The 15,009-nt window shown below is 41.6% G+C and carries 13 protein-coding genes; 8 read left to right on the top strand and 5 right to left on the bottom strand.

All coding sequences use genetic code 11. From position 1 onward, the window contains the following. The first annotated feature begins 337 nt into the window (after positions 1-337). From NWP22_RS01340 to NWP22_RS01330, 3 genes are all read left to right on the top strand, one after another. On the top strand, positions 338-916 hold the full coding sequence (locus NWP22_RS01340; protein WP_271734290.1) for a hypothetical protein: 579 nt from the start codon (positions 338-340) through the stop codon (positions 914-916). A 28-nt stretch (positions 917-944) separates the two neighbouring features. Next, positions 945-1,340, top strand: coding sequence for a C6orf136 family protein (locus tag NWP22_RS01335; protein ID WP_271734289.1), 396 nt, complete (start codon positions 945-947; stop codon positions 1,338-1,340). A gap of 88 nt (positions 1,341-1,428) precedes the next feature. After that, positions 1,429-2,616: a TRC40/GET3/ArsA family transport-energizing ATPase gene (locus NWP22_RS01330; RefSeq protein ID WP_271734288.1), complete on the top strand. Its 1,188-nt coding sequence runs from the start codon at positions 1,429-1,431 to the stop codon at positions 2,614-2,616. A gap of 108 nt (positions 2,617-2,724) precedes the next feature. Here NWP22_RS01330 and dnaN read toward each other — a convergent pair whose 3' ends face one another. Continuing rightward, positions 2,725-3,888: a DNA polymerase III subunit beta gene (gene dnaN / locus NWP22_RS01325; protein ID WP_271734287.1), complete on the bottom strand. Its 1,164-nt coding sequence runs from the start codon at positions 3,886-3,888 to the stop codon at positions 2,725-2,727. 414 nt (positions 3,889-4,302) lie between these two features. Continuing rightward, on the bottom strand, positions 4,303-5,682 hold the full coding sequence (dnaA, locus tag NWP22_RS01320; protein WP_271734286.1) for a chromosomal replication initiator protein DnaA: 1,380 nt from the start codon (positions 5,680-5,682) through the stop codon (positions 4,303-4,305). A gap of 220 nt (positions 5,683-5,902) precedes the next feature. Here dnaA and NWP22_RS01315 point away from each other — a divergent pair, with 220 nt between their 5' ends. From NWP22_RS01315 to NWP22_RS01300, 4 genes are all read left to right on the top strand, one after another. Then, the gene (locus NWP22_RS01315; RefSeq protein WP_271734285.1) at positions 5,903-7,081 is read left to right on the top strand and encodes an HhoA/HhoB/HtrA family serine endopeptidase; all 1,179 of its coding nucleotides are present in this window, start codon (positions 5,903-5,905) and stop codon (positions 7,079-7,081) included. A 10-nt stretch (positions 7,082-7,091) separates the two neighbouring features. Continuing rightward, positions 7,092-7,637 carry a peptide deformylase gene (gene def / locus NWP22_RS01310; protein WP_271734284.1) on the top strand — a complete coding sequence of 182 codons (546 nt, stop codon included), beginning with the start codon at positions 7,092-7,094 and terminating at the stop codon, positions 7,635-7,637. A gap of 277 nt (positions 7,638-7,914) precedes the next feature. Beyond that, complete coding sequence (locus NWP22_RS01305; RefSeq protein ID WP_271734283.1) at positions 7,915-8,214, top strand: DUF5132 domain-containing protein; 300 nt, start codon at positions 7,915-7,917, stop codon at positions 8,212-8,214. A gap of 174 nt (positions 8,215-8,388) precedes the next feature. Beyond that, a complete protein-coding gene (locus NWP22_RS01300; RefSeq protein ID WP_271734282.1) occupies positions 8,389-8,970 on the top strand; it encodes an HMA2 domain-containing protein in 582 nt (193 codons plus the stop codon). An 80-nt stretch (positions 8,971-9,050) separates the two neighbouring features. On the opposite strand, the gene NWP22_RS01295 is transcribed toward NWP22_RS01300, so the two are convergent. Beyond that, entirely contained in the window at positions 9,051-9,866 is an 816-nt protein-coding gene (locus tag NWP22_RS01295) for a carbon-nitrogen hydrolase family protein (protein WP_280793637.1), read from the bottom strand. Positions 9,867-10,091: 225 nt separating this feature from the next. On the opposite strand from NWP22_RS01295, the gene NWP22_RS01290 reads away from it, so the two are divergent. Further along, positions 10,092-11,528, top strand: a complete 1,437-nt coding sequence (locus NWP22_RS01290) for a carotenoid oxygenase family protein (protein WP_271734280.1) — start codon at positions 10,092-10,094, stop codon at positions 11,526-11,528. A gap of 13 nt (positions 11,529-11,541) precedes the next feature. Here NWP22_RS01290 and NWP22_RS01285 read toward each other — a convergent pair whose 3' ends face one another. After that, on the bottom strand, positions 11,542-13,113 hold the full coding sequence (locus tag NWP22_RS01285) for a tetratricopeptide repeat protein (protein ID WP_271734279.1): 1,572 nt from the start codon (positions 13,111-13,113) through the stop codon (positions 11,542-11,544). A gap of 106 nt (positions 13,114-13,219) precedes the next feature. Beyond that, entirely contained in the window at positions 13,220-14,635 is a 1,416-nt protein-coding gene (locus tag NWP22_RS01280) for an LCP family protein (protein WP_271734278.1), read from the bottom strand. Positions 14,636-15,009 lie beyond the last annotated feature (374 nt).

The following is a 15,009-nucleotide window of genomic DNA, read 5'->3' as shown; positions in this document are numbered from 1 at the left end:
TAGCGGTAGTCTTTCTTGTAAATCTTAAGAGAAATATCGCGTCTGGCTAAGGCGTGCAAGTCTACTAAGGGATAACCGCTCCCATGCTCCCGTTGAAGTAGAAAGTAAAGTCTAGCTTTGTCTAGGTTTTATATAGCAGTTTTACCATTTATCGAAAAAATGGGTTGAAAACCCCGTCGTTCTACGACGGCTTTTCTTGATTGTGGATATATTTCTTAAGCACCTCAAGTGGCGCACCATCAATGTCAAATTTACTATATTTCTAGTAGTTCCCACACAAAAGCCAAGTGAATACTCACAAAGCCTTAAGCTAGAGACTAGAGACTTAAAACAGACTATGACACCAGAAGAAATTGCAGGGACGCTGACAAAATTATTTAGCAGCAAGGAGATTAAAGCGATCGCACCTGGATCGTGGCAGGTGGAAAGCCCTAATTTTCGGCTGTTGGTGCTACTATCTGAAGATAATACGTGGTTAAGAATTTTACTGCCTATTGTCCCACTAACACAAGCCCAACCATTTTTAGCGCAATTTTTAGAAGCGAACTTTGATGATACCCAAGAAGTACGTTATGCCTTGTTTGATAGTGTAATTTGGGCAGTATATCAACATAATAGTCAAACTTTGGTCAGTGAAGATTTTGCCAGTGCCATCAGCCGAATAGTATCTTTATATCAAGCTGGTTTAGATAACGTCTTTAATCGTCTGATTGAAACCCGCATTCGGCAAATCATCCAGACAGCGAAGCAGCAAGGACAATCACTGCAAGGGACAATGCAAAACCTAGAACGTTTTTATGCAGAAGGATTACTAGGTGACAATAACCAAACAGCCCAAGACAGAGAACAAGTTTTAACAGCTTGGCAGAGTCAATTACAACGCCTCTGGAACGAAGTTGAGATTAAACCTGAATAGAAAAGCCTTCATAGAGCTGAACAAGTTCATGGATATAATTGAAATTCTCAAACAAGACTATCAAAGATTTCCTGAGAATCAGACATATAGCATTTACGCCGAAAACGTTTATTTTCAAGATCCATTAACTAAATTTCGGGGAGTTAAACGCTATGAGCAGATGATTAAATTCATCCAGAAATGGTTTATTAATCCCCATATGGAAGTACACAAGATTCAACCTTTAGGAGACACCATAAAAACGGAGTGGACACTCAGCTGGAATACACCAGTGCCGTGGAAACCGCGAATTTATATCTCCGGCTGGAGTGAATTAACACTAAACTCTGCTAACCTGATTATTTCCCACATTGATTATTGGCACTGTTCACCTATAGATGTAATTAAACAGCATTTTTACCTATCTCCTGCCGTCAAAGGTTAGGGAAACAAAGCCGATGAAAGCATTTATTTTCTCGAAACAGTTGATAATGTAAATAAATGTAAAAATCCTGAACAGGACGTAATCATCCATGCGCGTAATTTTGATGACAGGCAAAGGCGGCGTAGGTAAAACCTCCGTTGCTGCGGCCACTGGACTCCGTTGTGCAGAACTAGGCTATCGCACACTAGTTTTGAGTACAGACCCCGCCCACTCCCTAGCAGATAGTTTCGATTTAGAAATGGGACACGCACCGCGAGAAATTCGCTCGAATTTGTGGGGTGCGGAACTCGACGCGCTGCAAGAACTAGAAGGAAATTGGGGTGCGGTGAAGCGTTACATCACCCAAGTGTTACAAGCTAGGGGTTTAGAAGGGGTTCAAGCCGAAGAATTAGCCATCTTACCGGGTATGGATGAGATTTTTGGCTTAGTCAGGATGAAGCGCCACTACGACGAAGGGGACTTTGATGTTTTGATTATCGACTCAGCCCCTACTGGTACCGCATTACGTCTGCTGAGTTTACCTGAGGTCGGCGGCTGGTATATGCGCCGGTTTTACAAGCCATTTCAAAATATCTCCGTGGCGCTGCGACCTCTGGTGGAACCTTTGTTTAGACCCATTGCGGGTTTTTCTCTCCCAGATAAAGAGGTGATGGATGCACCTTATGAATTTTATGAGCAAATTGAAGCGCTGGAAAAGGTCTTAACTGATAATACTCAAACCTCCGTGCGCCTGGTAACTAATCCCGAAAAAATGGTGATTAAAGAATCTCTGCGCGCCCATGCTTATCTGAGTTTATATAATGTGGCTACAGATTTAGTCATAGCTAATCGCATTATTCCCCAGGAAGTGCAAGATCCGTTTTTCCAACGTTGGAAAGAAAACCAGGAGGAATATCGCCGGGAAATACATGATAATTTTCTGCCTCTACCTGTTAAAGAGGTGCCGCTATTTTCTGAGGAGATGTGCGGCCTAGCAGCTTTAGAACGGTTGAAAGAAACTCTTTACAAGGATGAAGACCCCACTCAGGTATATTACAAAGAAACAACTATTAAGGTTGTGCAAGAGCAAAACCAATATAGTTTGGAACTTTATTTACCTGGTATCCCTAAAAGCCAAATTCAACTCAGTAAAACTGGAGATGAATTAAATATTACTATCGGTAATCACAGACGTAATTTAGTATTGCCCCAAGCCTTGGCAGCTTTACAACCAGGAGGGGCGAAGATGGAAGACGACTATCTCAAAATTCGCTTTACTGATAATGTAAAGGTGTAATTTTAATTACAAAGCAAAAGTAGAGAGAAAATCAGTTAAAACTCTCTACTTTTGACTTGATAATTATTTAGGTTTGAGACCAGAATTTATCAAAACCAGTTTTTATTGCTAACTTCTCAGTTGTACAGGCATGGCTAGGTATGTCATTTTTAAACTTCCTAGGGGTGTAAAAATTACTGGGGTGAGAGCTTGATTGAGGTGTACTTGAACTTCTGAAGATGGTAATTCTTTTAACCCTTCCATTAAGTATCTAATGTTAAAAGCAATTTCTAAATCTTCCCCGGATATTTGTGCGGGTATTGACTCTCTACCGCTACCCACATCTTGGGCTTCGCAGGATAGGGTAATTTCCTGGGCAGTGCTGTTAATGCTAACTTTGACAATATTATTTTTTTGGTCTGCGAGTACGGCAATGCGCTCTAAGGTGCTAACTAATTGTTTACGCTCGATGGTCAATTGACGCTCAAATTGGCGGGGAATTAGTTGACGATATGCGGGATATTGACCATCTAGGGTGCGACTGGTTAAGCGTTGATTTTGCCAAGCAAATACAACTTGACCTTGATCTAAGTATAGGGCGATCGCATCATCGGACACAGCATTATGAGCTAACATCCGTTGTAGTTCCCGTAAGGCTCTGGCTGGAACTGTCACCTCTAGCTGATGATTATCACCTAGGGGACGCTCGTTAGTAGTTTCCACCACTGCTAGGCGATGTCCATCGGTAGCAGCAAATTCTAGGCTATCTTCTTTAACTGTTAAATGGACTCCTGTCAATACTTGCTTAGTTTCATCGCTACTGGTAGCAAATAATGAGCCTCTTAATCCTTCAATTAAGGACGCGGTAGTAATTTGAATGGGGTCAGCGTTGTCAATAATTGGTAGTTCGGGGAATTCTTCAGCTCCCATGGCTCGGACTTGAAAATGTCCACTCTTGGGGGTGAGGGTGACACTTAAGCCTTCTCCGGTAGCTGTTTCCGATTCTACGGCTGATTGATCATCTAGGGTCACTTCTCCTTCTGGAAGGCGTGAGGTGATATCTACAAGTAGTTTAGCTGGTAGGGCGATGGCTCCTCCTTCTAATACCTCAGCATTAAAACTGGTACGGATACCCAAACTCAGGTCAAAGGCGGTTAAACTGACTTGGTTAGTTTGAGCATCTGCTTGGAGTAAGATATTGGCTAATACTGGATGAGTTGGGCGTGAGGGTACTGCACGGCTGACAAGTGAGAGGTTGGTACTAAGATCGCTTTGGGTGCAAACTAATTTCATAAAAATATTCCGTAAGTGGGAAATCAGAGCGTCTGTCAACCAGGGTTGCTCTGGATGGAAGTAGGTAGAGACGCGATTGATTGTGTTTGTGGGTTGTTTATTTTTATCATCAAATCATAAATATTGATATGAATTGTGGAAATTGTGGAAAACTCCCTAAGAGGCTATTTGAAATAATGGTTTGGTAGGTTAGTATCTGTGGAAAACTTGTGGAAAAACCAGGAGGGTTTTCCACAGGGTAATTATACCTGACTGAAGTTTTTGCGCAAGTCAATTTAATTTTAATCAGTTCTTATACTTTCATTAATATTTTTTGTAAGCGGCTGAACAATTATGGCAGTAATGGTTGTGGAAAACAATTTTTTGCCGGACAGAGGATTTTGGCTAAGAGTTAAATCCTGATGACTCCGGGCTTTATTTTTGCTGTTTTCTGCTATTCATGTTGATGCGATCGCTCAATTGACCCAAGGTTGCTGCTAGGGTGCGATCGCTTTCTCGCAGTTGGGCAATTTTATCACAACTATAAATCACCGTTGTATGGTCTTTACCACCAAATTCTTCACCAATTCTCGGTAAACTCAGACCAGTGTGTTGGCGCATCAGATACATCCCGATTTGACGCGCCCAACTAATTTCTCGTCGCCGGGAGTTACTTTTAAGGTCTTCAATGGATATACCAAAAGTATCAGCAATCACTGATAATATCCCCTCTGGGGTAGCGGCGAGGTTCTCCCTTTGTCGTTCTAAAACTGGTGTGATATTCTCCACGGTCATAGGTAAACCAGAAATAGAAATATAAGCCAGGGCTCGAATTAAAGCGCCTTCCAACTCACGAATATTAGAAGTATAATGGGAGGCGATATACTCAATGACATCCCTGGAAAGGGGAATATTTTCGTATTCAGCCTTTTTCTGGAGAATGGCCATCCTAGTTTCTAAATCTGGAGTTTGTACATCAGCAATTAAACCCATAGAAAACCGGGAACACAGACGCTCTTGTAGCTGAGGGATTTGATGAGGAGGGCGGTCGGAAGCAATCACAACTTGCTTCCCCGTCTCATGTAAGGTATTGAAAGTATGAAAAAATTCTTCTTGGGTATACTCCTTACCCTCAAGAAACTGAATATCATCGACTAACAACACATCGGCAGCCCGATAATGTTCCCGGAAACTCTGCATACTATCATTACGGATGGCTGTAATTAAGTCGTTAGTAAATTGCTCTGTGGAAACATAAAAGATTTTAGAACCTGGAGAAATGCGATATCGATAATGACCAATAGCCTGCATCAGGTGAGTTTTACCCAACCCCACACCACCGCATAGAAATAAGGGGTTAAACTCTTTTCCTGGGGATTCCGCCACAGCCAAAGCAGCAGCGTGAGCCATGCGATTATTAGCACCAACCACAAATCGGGAAAATACATATTTAGAATTTAAGTCTGTAGTGGGTTGCATTTTTGGCGGAACATTTTCAGAAGTCTGGCTTTGAGTCAGTAATTCCCGAGTAAATTTTGCTTGTTCCCCGTCAGTGACTTCATTACCCTGAGCCTCCGTAATGTATATATCCACCTGATGACCCAAAATATCTTCGACTACATTAGCAATGGTGTTGATGTAATATTTTTGTAACCAATTACGAGCAAAGGGATTAGGAGTAATGATTACCAAGCAGTTATTTTCTAATCCCGCCGCGTGAGCAGTTTTTATCCAAGTCTCAAAGGTAGGACGGGATAATTCTAGCTGTAAGCGCTGTAATACCTGAGTCCAGAGACTGTCAATGGGAATCGCCATTATTTACCACCTTTGCTACTAATGGTCAGAAAGCACTAATTTAGTATTGATCAGTTCTAGACGGCAAATGAGCTTTTGATTCGCCATCATTGACAGGACATACCCAGTAGGCAATATCCTACCACCCACTGACTAAAACGGAGAAACAAAGACAATGAAGATGAAAGTTCAAGCTATTATTGATACCTGGGTTGGTGCCTACAGGAGAGAATCAAGCTGTATGCTTCAGTTAATCCTAATGACTGGGGTAGCATTAGTGTCCCTGGGTGGCTGCTCTTTTCCACCCACTAAAACCCTTGATGGTCAAAGAAATGATCCTCGGTCTCAGGTTGTGACCCAAAGCACAAATGATCGCAGTCCGGCTGTGACTACCCCGGTAATTACCTCCTCAGCGGGTGAAAATCCTCACTTCGTTGTCGCAGTTGTACAAAAAGTGGGAGATGGCGTAGTGCGGATTGATGCCTCTAGAATAGTACAGTCTCGTGGTGTACCCAGGGATCCATTTTTACGCCGGTTTGGCAATTCACAACAACGAGTAGAGCGGGGTAGCGGCTCTGGATTTATTATTAATTCCTCTGGTAAAATTCTCACTAATTCTCATGTTGTAGATGGAGCGGATTCTGTAACTGTCACCCTCAAGGATGGTAGGACTTTTGATGGGAAGGTGCTAGGGGAAGATCCGGTTACAGATGTGGCGGTGATCAAAATTGAGGCTAATAATCTGCCAGTCTTACCTCTAGGTAACTCTGATACCTTAAACCCAGGAGAAGCTGTGATTGCTATTGGTAATCCTTTAGGGTTAAATAATACTGTTACCTCTGGTATACTTAGCGCTATCGGGCGTTCTAGTAGTGATATTGGAGCCAGCGATAAGCGGGTTGACTATATCCAAACTGATGCAGCTATTAACCCGGGTAACTCTGGTGGGCCATTACTCAATTCCCGCGGGGAGGTAATTGGTATGAATACGGCAATTATTCGCGGCGCTCAAGGGTTAGGGTTTGCTATTCCCATTAATACAGTAGAGAGAATTTCTCAGGAATTAATCGCTAAAGGTAGGGTGGATCATCCTTATTTAGGTATTCAAATGGTGACTTTGACACCGGAGATTAAAGCCAGTATCAATCGAGACCCACGCAATGGCTTGAATTTGAGAGCAGATCAGGGTGTTTTATTAGTTGATATTGTACCGCGATCGCCGGCATCTGTGGGAGGACTCAGATCTGGTGATTTAATTCAAAGCATTAATAACCAACCTGTGACTAAAATTGAAGAAGTACAAAATCTGGTACAAAATAGCCGAATTGGTATTCCTTTAGCAATACAGGTAGAACGCAATGGACAGGTGATATCACTAGAAGTTAGTCCAGCACCTTTACCAGCTAGAAGACAAGGTTAAATTCTTGCTTATGTCTGAACTAATACAAATTCTTCAACTAGGGGATCCCATACTCCGCCAACCGGCTACTTGGGTTGAAAATACTCAAGATGAAAGTATTCAAAAGCTCATTGACGACTTGACTGTCACAGTTAGCCAGGCTAATGGTGTGGGAATTGCAGCGCCTCAAGTATCCGCATCCTATCGTTTATTTATAGTAGCTTCCCGCCCTAATCTCAGGTATCCCCACGCTCCGTTGATGGAGCCTACCGCCATGATTAACCCGAGCATAATTGCTCACTCTGCCGAAATGATTCCAGGTTGGGAAGGTTGTTTAAGTGTTCCTGGTCTTCGAGGGTTAGTACCACGATACCAAGCAATTGAAGTATCATATACTGACCGCAATGGCAAGTTACAAAAGCAAGAATTAACTGATTTTGTGGCGCGGATTTTTCAACATGAGTATGATCATCTCGATGGTGTGTTGTTTATTGACCGCATTGAGAATTTACTCAATATTATTACTGAGGAGAAATACCAAAAAATGTTAATTAATCCAGCGGACATCATCAACTAGAGATGAATCTGGATTTCATATCCCCAAAAAGTGATATTTTTTACTACATCTCAGATATCTCTCAAGGCAGAGGAGGGATAGTGCGGCTAAGGGTTATACTTGACGTTACTGATAGACTTGATTTAGGTAAATCTTTTTAATATCGTCATTAACAATACTTTACGTCCTCTCCTCAAACTTGCGACAAATCAAACTCTACCATCAGCAAGATGAGATCCCAATCCCACCCAGATTAAGCTAAAAGGCTTACCTATCATCTACGAGAGTTAATTAAATTATGGCACCTAAAATTATTAACTTTGTTGAAGAGGCTGGCACTCCTGGAATTATAGCCGGTATAGGGGCGGTACTCTTGGCACCTGTGCTCATTCCCGTTGTAGCAGGAATTGGTAAACCCATACTCAAGTCACTAGTCAAAGGTGGAATTGTCGCCTACGAAAAAAGCCGCGGCGCATTTGCAGAAATGGGCGAAACTTGGGAAGACATTATAGCCGAGGCTAAGGCTGAAATTGCCGAGGAGAGAGAAACACCCGTATTTGAAGCATCTGCTGAGAACACAGCAGAACATGGCGTATAAATCAGCAAGTAAAGGTTCTTTCTCTGGGCGTAGTTTGTATTACACAGGACTTCAGTCCTCAAAATCAATAGGAGCAACGGAGGAATTGGCTATCAGACTCTTCTGGCGTTGGTGATGAGAGGATTAAAGTCCTGACTACAACCAGAAATAACTATAATCCAGGAGGGCTACTGTGTGTTGACAAATAGTTATAGTAATCTTACCAAGATTATCAAAATTTTGCAACAGGCAAGTTTCAAAACCACACATCAACCTATATCCACTAAAATCATTAGTGAAACTCACGGAAGACTACGGTTGAGAATTTCTCCTGTTCATCGTCATCCTCGAGAAATGCAACGTATTGCTAATGTGTTGCAGGCACAGCCTCATGTGACTCAGGTCAGGACTAATATTAATTCAGGTAGTATAATCATCAACCATGATGGCAAAAATGCGGCTTTAGAAAATGTGCTAACTACACTACTAGATTTAGGAGTAACTTTTGCTGATGTTACCGAGGGGAACTCGGAAGCAGCAGAAGATATGAAAAGCACAATTATTAACTTAAATAACCGGTTTGAGCGCGCCACTGGTGGCGAGGTTGATTTGCGCTTTCTGTTTCCCCTCGGACTGAGTATTCTGGCTATTAGACAAGTTATGGTTAAAGGTTTAGAACTGGAAATTATTCCTTGGTATGTGTTGGCTTGGTATGCCTTTGATAGTTTTCTTAAACTCAACAGTAACAGTGAAGTGCTGCTTAATAGCGATCCTTAGACGGTGATATCTCGGTCAAGTCAACTATAAAGTTGGGTTGTAGGTGGGGAAAATCCATCAACAACCCAAATTACATTCATTTAACTAAATATCCGGTGTTCTAGGGAAGGCATTTGACGGCGGACTTGTTCCAAGCGGGAGGGCTTGATTTCGGCCATGGCAATTCCTGGTTGTTCACCAGCATCTGCTAAAATCACTCCCCAGGGGTCGATAATCACAGCGTGTCCGTGGGTGTAGCGACGGCCGTAGTTATTGCCAGTTTGAGCCGGTGCAATCACGTAGGCAGTATTTTCAATGGCTCTTGCTTGTAATAATACTTGCCAGTGGTCTTTACCTGTAAAAGCAGTGAAAGCAGCAGGTACAAACATCACATCGGCTCCCTTATCTGACAGATGTCGGTACAATTCGGGAAAACGGACATCGTAGCAAACAGAAAGTCCTATATTACCGAGTTTTTCCGAGAAATATACTGAGGGTAGTTCCTGACCAGCTACAACGGTGCTAGATTCTCTATAGGTATTACCATCGGGGACATTAACATCAAATAAATGTACTTTATAGTAGCGTAAGAGTTCTTCACCGCTAGGGTCTATCAGGACTGTAGTGTTATATACCTTGCCGGTATTTTCCACAGGAAGGGGAAAGCTACCGCCCAAGATGGTAACTTGGAAGCGCTGGGCCATTTTTCTGAGAAATTGTGTAGTTTCACGGTAAATCTCGTCTGCTTGTGCGAGTTTGTCTTTCTCTTCTCCCATAAAAGAAAAGTTTTCTGGTAACCCGACTAATTCCGCACCTCGACGCACCGCCAGATCAATTAGTTCTTCTGCTTCTATTAAGTTTTTGTGTAAGTTGGGTACACTACTCATTTGAATAGCAGCTGCTAAATAAGACTTCATTTAAAAACCTCCAGAAAGTTACAAAGTCAGGATGATCAATCCTGAGAGGAAAACAGACACGGTAAATTGGTAAAATTGATATACCATATAATTGGCTAAAGTAGGCGGTTAGCTCGCCCCCTTGTACCGGTAGCTACGAAATCTCACCTATAAGTCGTTAATTTATTTCATAAATAGATTTAGATATTATTTAAATCTACTAACGTTATGCCATAGTATGTGAGGATGACAACAACTATTCAACCATTAACCCATAAAAAATGGGCTCAGGCGATCGCTCAACCGGGGAAAGAATTTCCCCTCACTCCATTACCCATTCTCTGGGGCCAAGTCCCTGAAGGCTTACGCGGTACACTCTACCGCAATGGACCAGGAAGGTTAGAACGTGGTGGTGTTCATGTGGGACACTGGTTTGATGGTGATGGGGCAATTTTGGCGGTTCATTTTACCGATGCTGGTGTTAGGGGAGTTTATCGTTATGTGCAAACTGCAGGCTATCAGGAAGAAAGCGCAGCGGGTAAACTGCTTTACGGTAATTATGGCATGACTGCACCCGGTGCAATTTGGAATCAATGGCTCAAACCAGTTAAGAATACTGCTAATACTTCGGTTCTAGCATTACCTGACAGACTTCTAGCACTTTGGGAAGGTGGTCATCCTCATTCCCTTGACCTCCAAACTTTAGAAACACGCGGTTTGGATAATTTAAATGGTCTGAACCGGGGACTAACCTATTCTGCGCATCCCAAAGTTGATGACCAAACGGGGGAAATTTTTAACTTTGGTGTCAGTCCGGGGATGAATGGAACTTTGAATATTTATAAAAGTGAGTTGACTGGGAAAATTATTCAAAAAGCTGAAGTTCAACTTCCAGGTGTTCCATTAATCCACGATTTTGTTTTAGCTGGACAATATCTAATATTTTTTATTCCACCACTACGGTTAAATATTTTTCCTGTGCTGACTGGTATCAGCACTTATAGTGAATGTTTTGATTGGAAACCAGAATTAGGTACTCAAATCTTGGTCATTGACCGTGAAACCTTATCTTTAGTCAGTCGTGGAGAAACAGAATCTTGGTATCAATGGCATTTTGCTAATGGTTATGTAGATGCGAGTGGTGGTGTGGTGGTAGATTTCGCCCACTATAAAGATTTTAACACAAATAAATATCTGGGGGAAGTGGCTACAGGTAAAACCCTCACAAGTGCTCAAAGTACTCTGACGCGAATTCATCTGCAACCCCAAACAGCTAAGGTGACATCAGTTGAGAAACTAATAAACCGCAGTTGTGAGTTTCCTCATGTCCCTAAGAGAAATTTAGGGAAACTTTCACCTTATACCTATATGTCCTCACACCGGGAAGATACAGATATTAGTCAGGAGATATTAAATACTATCGGTCGTTTTGATCACCGCACTCAAACCTTCACTGAGGCTAATTTACCGGAAAATTGCTACCCTAGTGAACCTTTACCTGTGGAAGATGTACACAACTCTCAGCAAGCTTGGGTGTTGACGGTGGTTTATGATGGGAATTCCCATAGTAGCGAGGTTTGGGTATTTGATGGCGATCGCCTAGATACAGAACCGGTTTGTAGATTGGGATTACCCACTGTGATTCCTCATGGATTTCACGGTTACTTTCTAAGTGCTAAGTAGAGACCTGAAAACTTTAGAAATTCAAAATATCCAATGATTGAGCAATTTCTAAATCTGAAATTCTAGCACGAGCATCTTTAAGGGATTCTAGTTGACCTTCTCGCCTATAAATATCTGCTGCTTTACAAAAATCATCAATTGCTAGTTGTTTCTCTCCTAGGTGAGAATAAACATTACCACGGTTATAATAGGCATGAGCATAATTACAATTAATCTTAATGATATAAGTATAATCCTCAATTGCTCCCTCGTAATCTCCTAGATCATAGCGAGCATGACCACGGTTATAATAAGCATCTACATAATTAGGATTAATCTGTATAGCCTCAGTATAGTCGGCAATTGCTCCTTGATAATCTTCTAAATCGGCACGAGCGTTACCACGATTTTTGTAAGCAACTGCATTTTGGGGGTTAATTTTTATTGCCTGAGATAGTCCTTGGTGATATTCTATGAAATAACGTGCAATTCCCTGGTTTTTATAGGCATCTGCATAATCGGGGTTAATTTTTATTGCTTGAGTGTAATCCTCTATTGCTCCCTGATTATCTCCGATTTGAGAACGAGCTTCAGCACGATTTTTATAAGCTAGGGCAATATGAGGATTAATTCTGATAGCTTGAGTATAATCCTCGATTGCCTCTGGATAGTTTCCTAGTTGATAATGGGCTAAACCTCTTTTATGGTAAACTTTATGATCATGAAAGTTTAGCTGGATTGCTTGGGAAAAATTGACATTGGCTGCTGGGTACTCTCCTAACTGATAGTAAGTTAAACCTAATTTGTAATAACTTTCGGCATCAGCTTTTATGTGTAATCCTTCTTTATAGTAATTAATTGCTACTTGGTATTCCCCGCTATGAAAATACTCATCACCTAGTTTAATATAATTGTGATTGGAATCTTGATTGATAGAGTTTAATTTATTTAAATTACCTGAATTGCCTGGCCATTCTGATGAGTATGTGTATTGATAATTATCAGCTTTTGCTAACTGTTTTAGATAGAAGAATAAACCACCTCCATATAATAACTGGTTGATGCCAAAAGAAATTTTCCCAGTTTTTAACTTAATCATTTTCGTTGGGAGAAATCCAGCTAAAAACAGGTGATACTCTGGTTGTGCTTCGTTGACATCCTCTTGAATTAAAACGCAAACTATAACTGTATTTTTGGCAACTTCTTGAGAAGTAACTGACCATCTAACCTGACTAATACTACCATGACGTGACTTGACCTCAACGCCGATTTTTGAATCAGAATTTAAAGTAAAATCAACATTACCATCACCGCCGAATCGGGTTTCATAATCGACTTCTGTAATCAAATCAGCTAAACGTTCTTTAACAACTTCTTCCCCTAGTTTTCCCTTAAGATTGTTAATAAAAACGTCACGTACCGGGGAAGTGCGTTTATATTTTTCAGCCATCAACCAGCAAAATTCTCGTAATATCTTTAATCTTTCTCCGGAGATGACAGTTAATTCACTATATTGACCTGCTATTTCACAATGAAGTAAACAACCCGATGTTAACCTGCTAATAAAGTCGGACTGTAGCGATCGCAGTAGTGTAATCCAATCCATGTATCATTCTGCGCATCTGGTGATGAAATTATTGTCTGAAAATTTAGAACTAAAGTAAACCTCTGAGGGAAAAGTGCTGAGTGTTCAGCACTTTTATGGATAAGTTTTAATAAGTCATGTCCCAGGGACGTGTTTTTTGTTGTAACCAATCCTCACCCAACTGGATAGTAACATCAGAATCAATAATACCAGTGCTTTGTATGCGTACTTCCCCAAATCCCAAAGTATCGCGAATTAACTGTGCATTTTCAATATCTCCTTGCTGGGCGATGATATTGGTCACCTTCAGGGATTCCCGCCAAGGTGCGGATATATAAACGCGGCGATATCCGAATTGTTCTAAATCTCGGACTACAGAAATCAGTTGCGAGCGATCGCTACCTGTGCTATCTTGAATATAAACTCGCAAAGAATGATAATCAACCTGTTGGGCTTCACGAGTTAATTCGACACCAAAATGTTGATACATCATTCTAGAAATACCAGTTTCGTCTGGTATCCAATAGCTAGCCAGATATTCACCGGGTTGGCTAAAGCGACCTGGTAACATGAACATATGCATATTAGAACGGTTGACTCGCACGCCAAAGCCTGCTAGTGCTAATAATTCTTCAATTGTTAAATTGGTATCGATATTTTCTTTGACCAGATTGAGAATTTGGGGTAATTGGGTTAATGTTACAGGGTTAAGAGTCTGGTCTATCAAAGCTCTGATGACGGTTTGTTGACGCTGAACCCGGCCAATATCTCCGAGTTCGTCATGGCGAAAGCGTAATAGCTGCAAAGCCTGATCACCGTCAAGATGCTGTTCACCTGCCTTTAAATTAATATATAGGCGTTGAGAGTCATCTTGGTATCGCAAATCCTTGGGAACGTTGACTGTGACTCCACCCAAAGCATCGATCAGTTTACCAACACCCAGAACATTAATACGGATATAGCGGTCAATTGTTATATCACCCAGAAGTTGACTAACACTTTGAGCGGTTAAAGCTGGACCCCCATCAACATTAGCAGCATTGAGTTTTTTCACTCCATAGCCAATTACTTCTGTACGAGTGTCTCTGGGGATTGAGAGCATAGCTATTCTTTTTGTAGCTGGATCAAATTTGATCAAGATCATGACATCAGCTAGCCCATCAAAAGAATTTACCTGGGGTTCATAGCCCAGATGCTGCAATTGGGCTGGAGGATTAATCAAATCCGATGGGAGGACGCTCATCCCCATCACTAACAGATTCACAGGGCGAGTTAATTCCGAGAATCGTAACCCACCGCCAGAAATGCGATCTGTATCAAAAACCGCTTCTTCTTGGGGGCTTAACTGTGCTTGCTGCAATGGGCTACTAGTAAGGGAAACCGCTAACATTGCCCCTACTGTTGCTGAGACCATAGCAATACCACTCATACCCAGCCAGAACAACACCCAACCTCGAGATTTACGGCTGTGGGAATTTGGTTTTTTTGATTTGATCGCCTTGGCTAATTGCTTTTGTTTTGCCGAAGTTCTTTGACTGGTCACAGACTTCCTCACACTTACTGCTCATTAAACTCTGTAAATTTTCTGACTAATTAATATGCAACGAAACTAACTCATATAAATACCTGCTACCTGGTCAACTCAGTCAACAAACCTACGGACAGGGATACCGGTGTTCACCGCAGGGAAATACTACTTTTGCAATAGATATAATCCCAGTCAGTAACTTTCCTTATATATATTAGTCCCTGGCCTACCTAATTCATAATGTCTTGACCGATACTTTTTTGCTAACATTCACTAACAAATACACTCTTTAAGAGAGGGCGTATCAACCAATGCACGGAGGAAAATCCCTCGCGCACCATTTATGTCCCGGCTCATTACCCGCCCATCAGATGGAGACTTAACGAATT

The sequence above is a fragment of the Anabaenopsis tanganyikae CS-531 genome (genome assembly GCF_029891675.1).
Classification (GTDB): domain Bacteria; phylum Cyanobacteriota; class Cyanobacteriia; order Cyanobacteriales; family Nostocaceae; genus Anabaenopsis; species Anabaenopsis arnoldii.
Note: the sequence above shows the minus strand (reverse complement) of the source record. Positions and strands in the feature narration are given on the sequence as shown.

Excerpts from the sequence above, each read along its gene's own strand:
- NWP22_RS01340 (WP_271734290.1), top strand. The coding sequence starts at position 338 with ATGACACCAGAAGAAATTGCAGGGACGCTGACAAAATTATTTAGCAGC.
- NWP22_RS01335 (WP_271734289.1), top strand. The coding sequence starts at position 945 with ATGGATATAATTGAAATTCTCAAACAAGACTATCAAAGATTTCCTGAG.
- NWP22_RS01330 (WP_271734288.1), top strand. The coding sequence starts at position 1,429 with ATGCGCGTAATTTTGATGACAGGCAAAGGCGGCGTAGGTAAAACCTCC.
- dnaN (WP_271734287.1), bottom strand. The coding sequence starts at position 3,888 with ATGAAATTAGTTTGCACCCAAAGCGATCTTAGTACCAACCTCTCACTT.
- dnaA (WP_271734286.1), bottom strand. The coding sequence starts at position 5,682 with ATGGCGATTCCCATTGACAGTCTCTGGACTCAGGTATTACAGCGCTTA.
- NWP22_RS01315 (WP_271734285.1), top strand. The coding sequence starts at position 5,903 with ATGCTTCAGTTAATCCTAATGACTGGGGTAGCATTAGTGTCCCTGGGT.
- def (WP_271734284.1), top strand. The coding sequence starts at position 7,092 with ATGTCTGAACTAATACAAATTCTTCAACTAGGGGATCCCATACTCCGC.
- NWP22_RS01305 (WP_271734283.1), top strand. The coding sequence starts at position 7,915 with ATGGCACCTAAAATTATTAACTTTGTTGAAGAGGCTGGCACTCCTGGA.
- NWP22_RS01295 (WP_280793637.1), bottom strand. The coding sequence starts at position 9,866 with ATGAAGTCTTATTTAGCAGCTGCTATTCAAATGAGTAGTGTACCCAAC.
- NWP22_RS01290 (WP_271734280.1), top strand. The coding sequence starts at position 10,092 with ATGACAACAACTATTCAACCATTAACCCATAAAAAATGGGCTCAGGCG.
- NWP22_RS01285 (WP_271734279.1), bottom strand. The coding sequence starts at position 13,113 with ATGGATTGGATTACACTACTGCGATCGCTACAGTCCGACTTTATTAGC.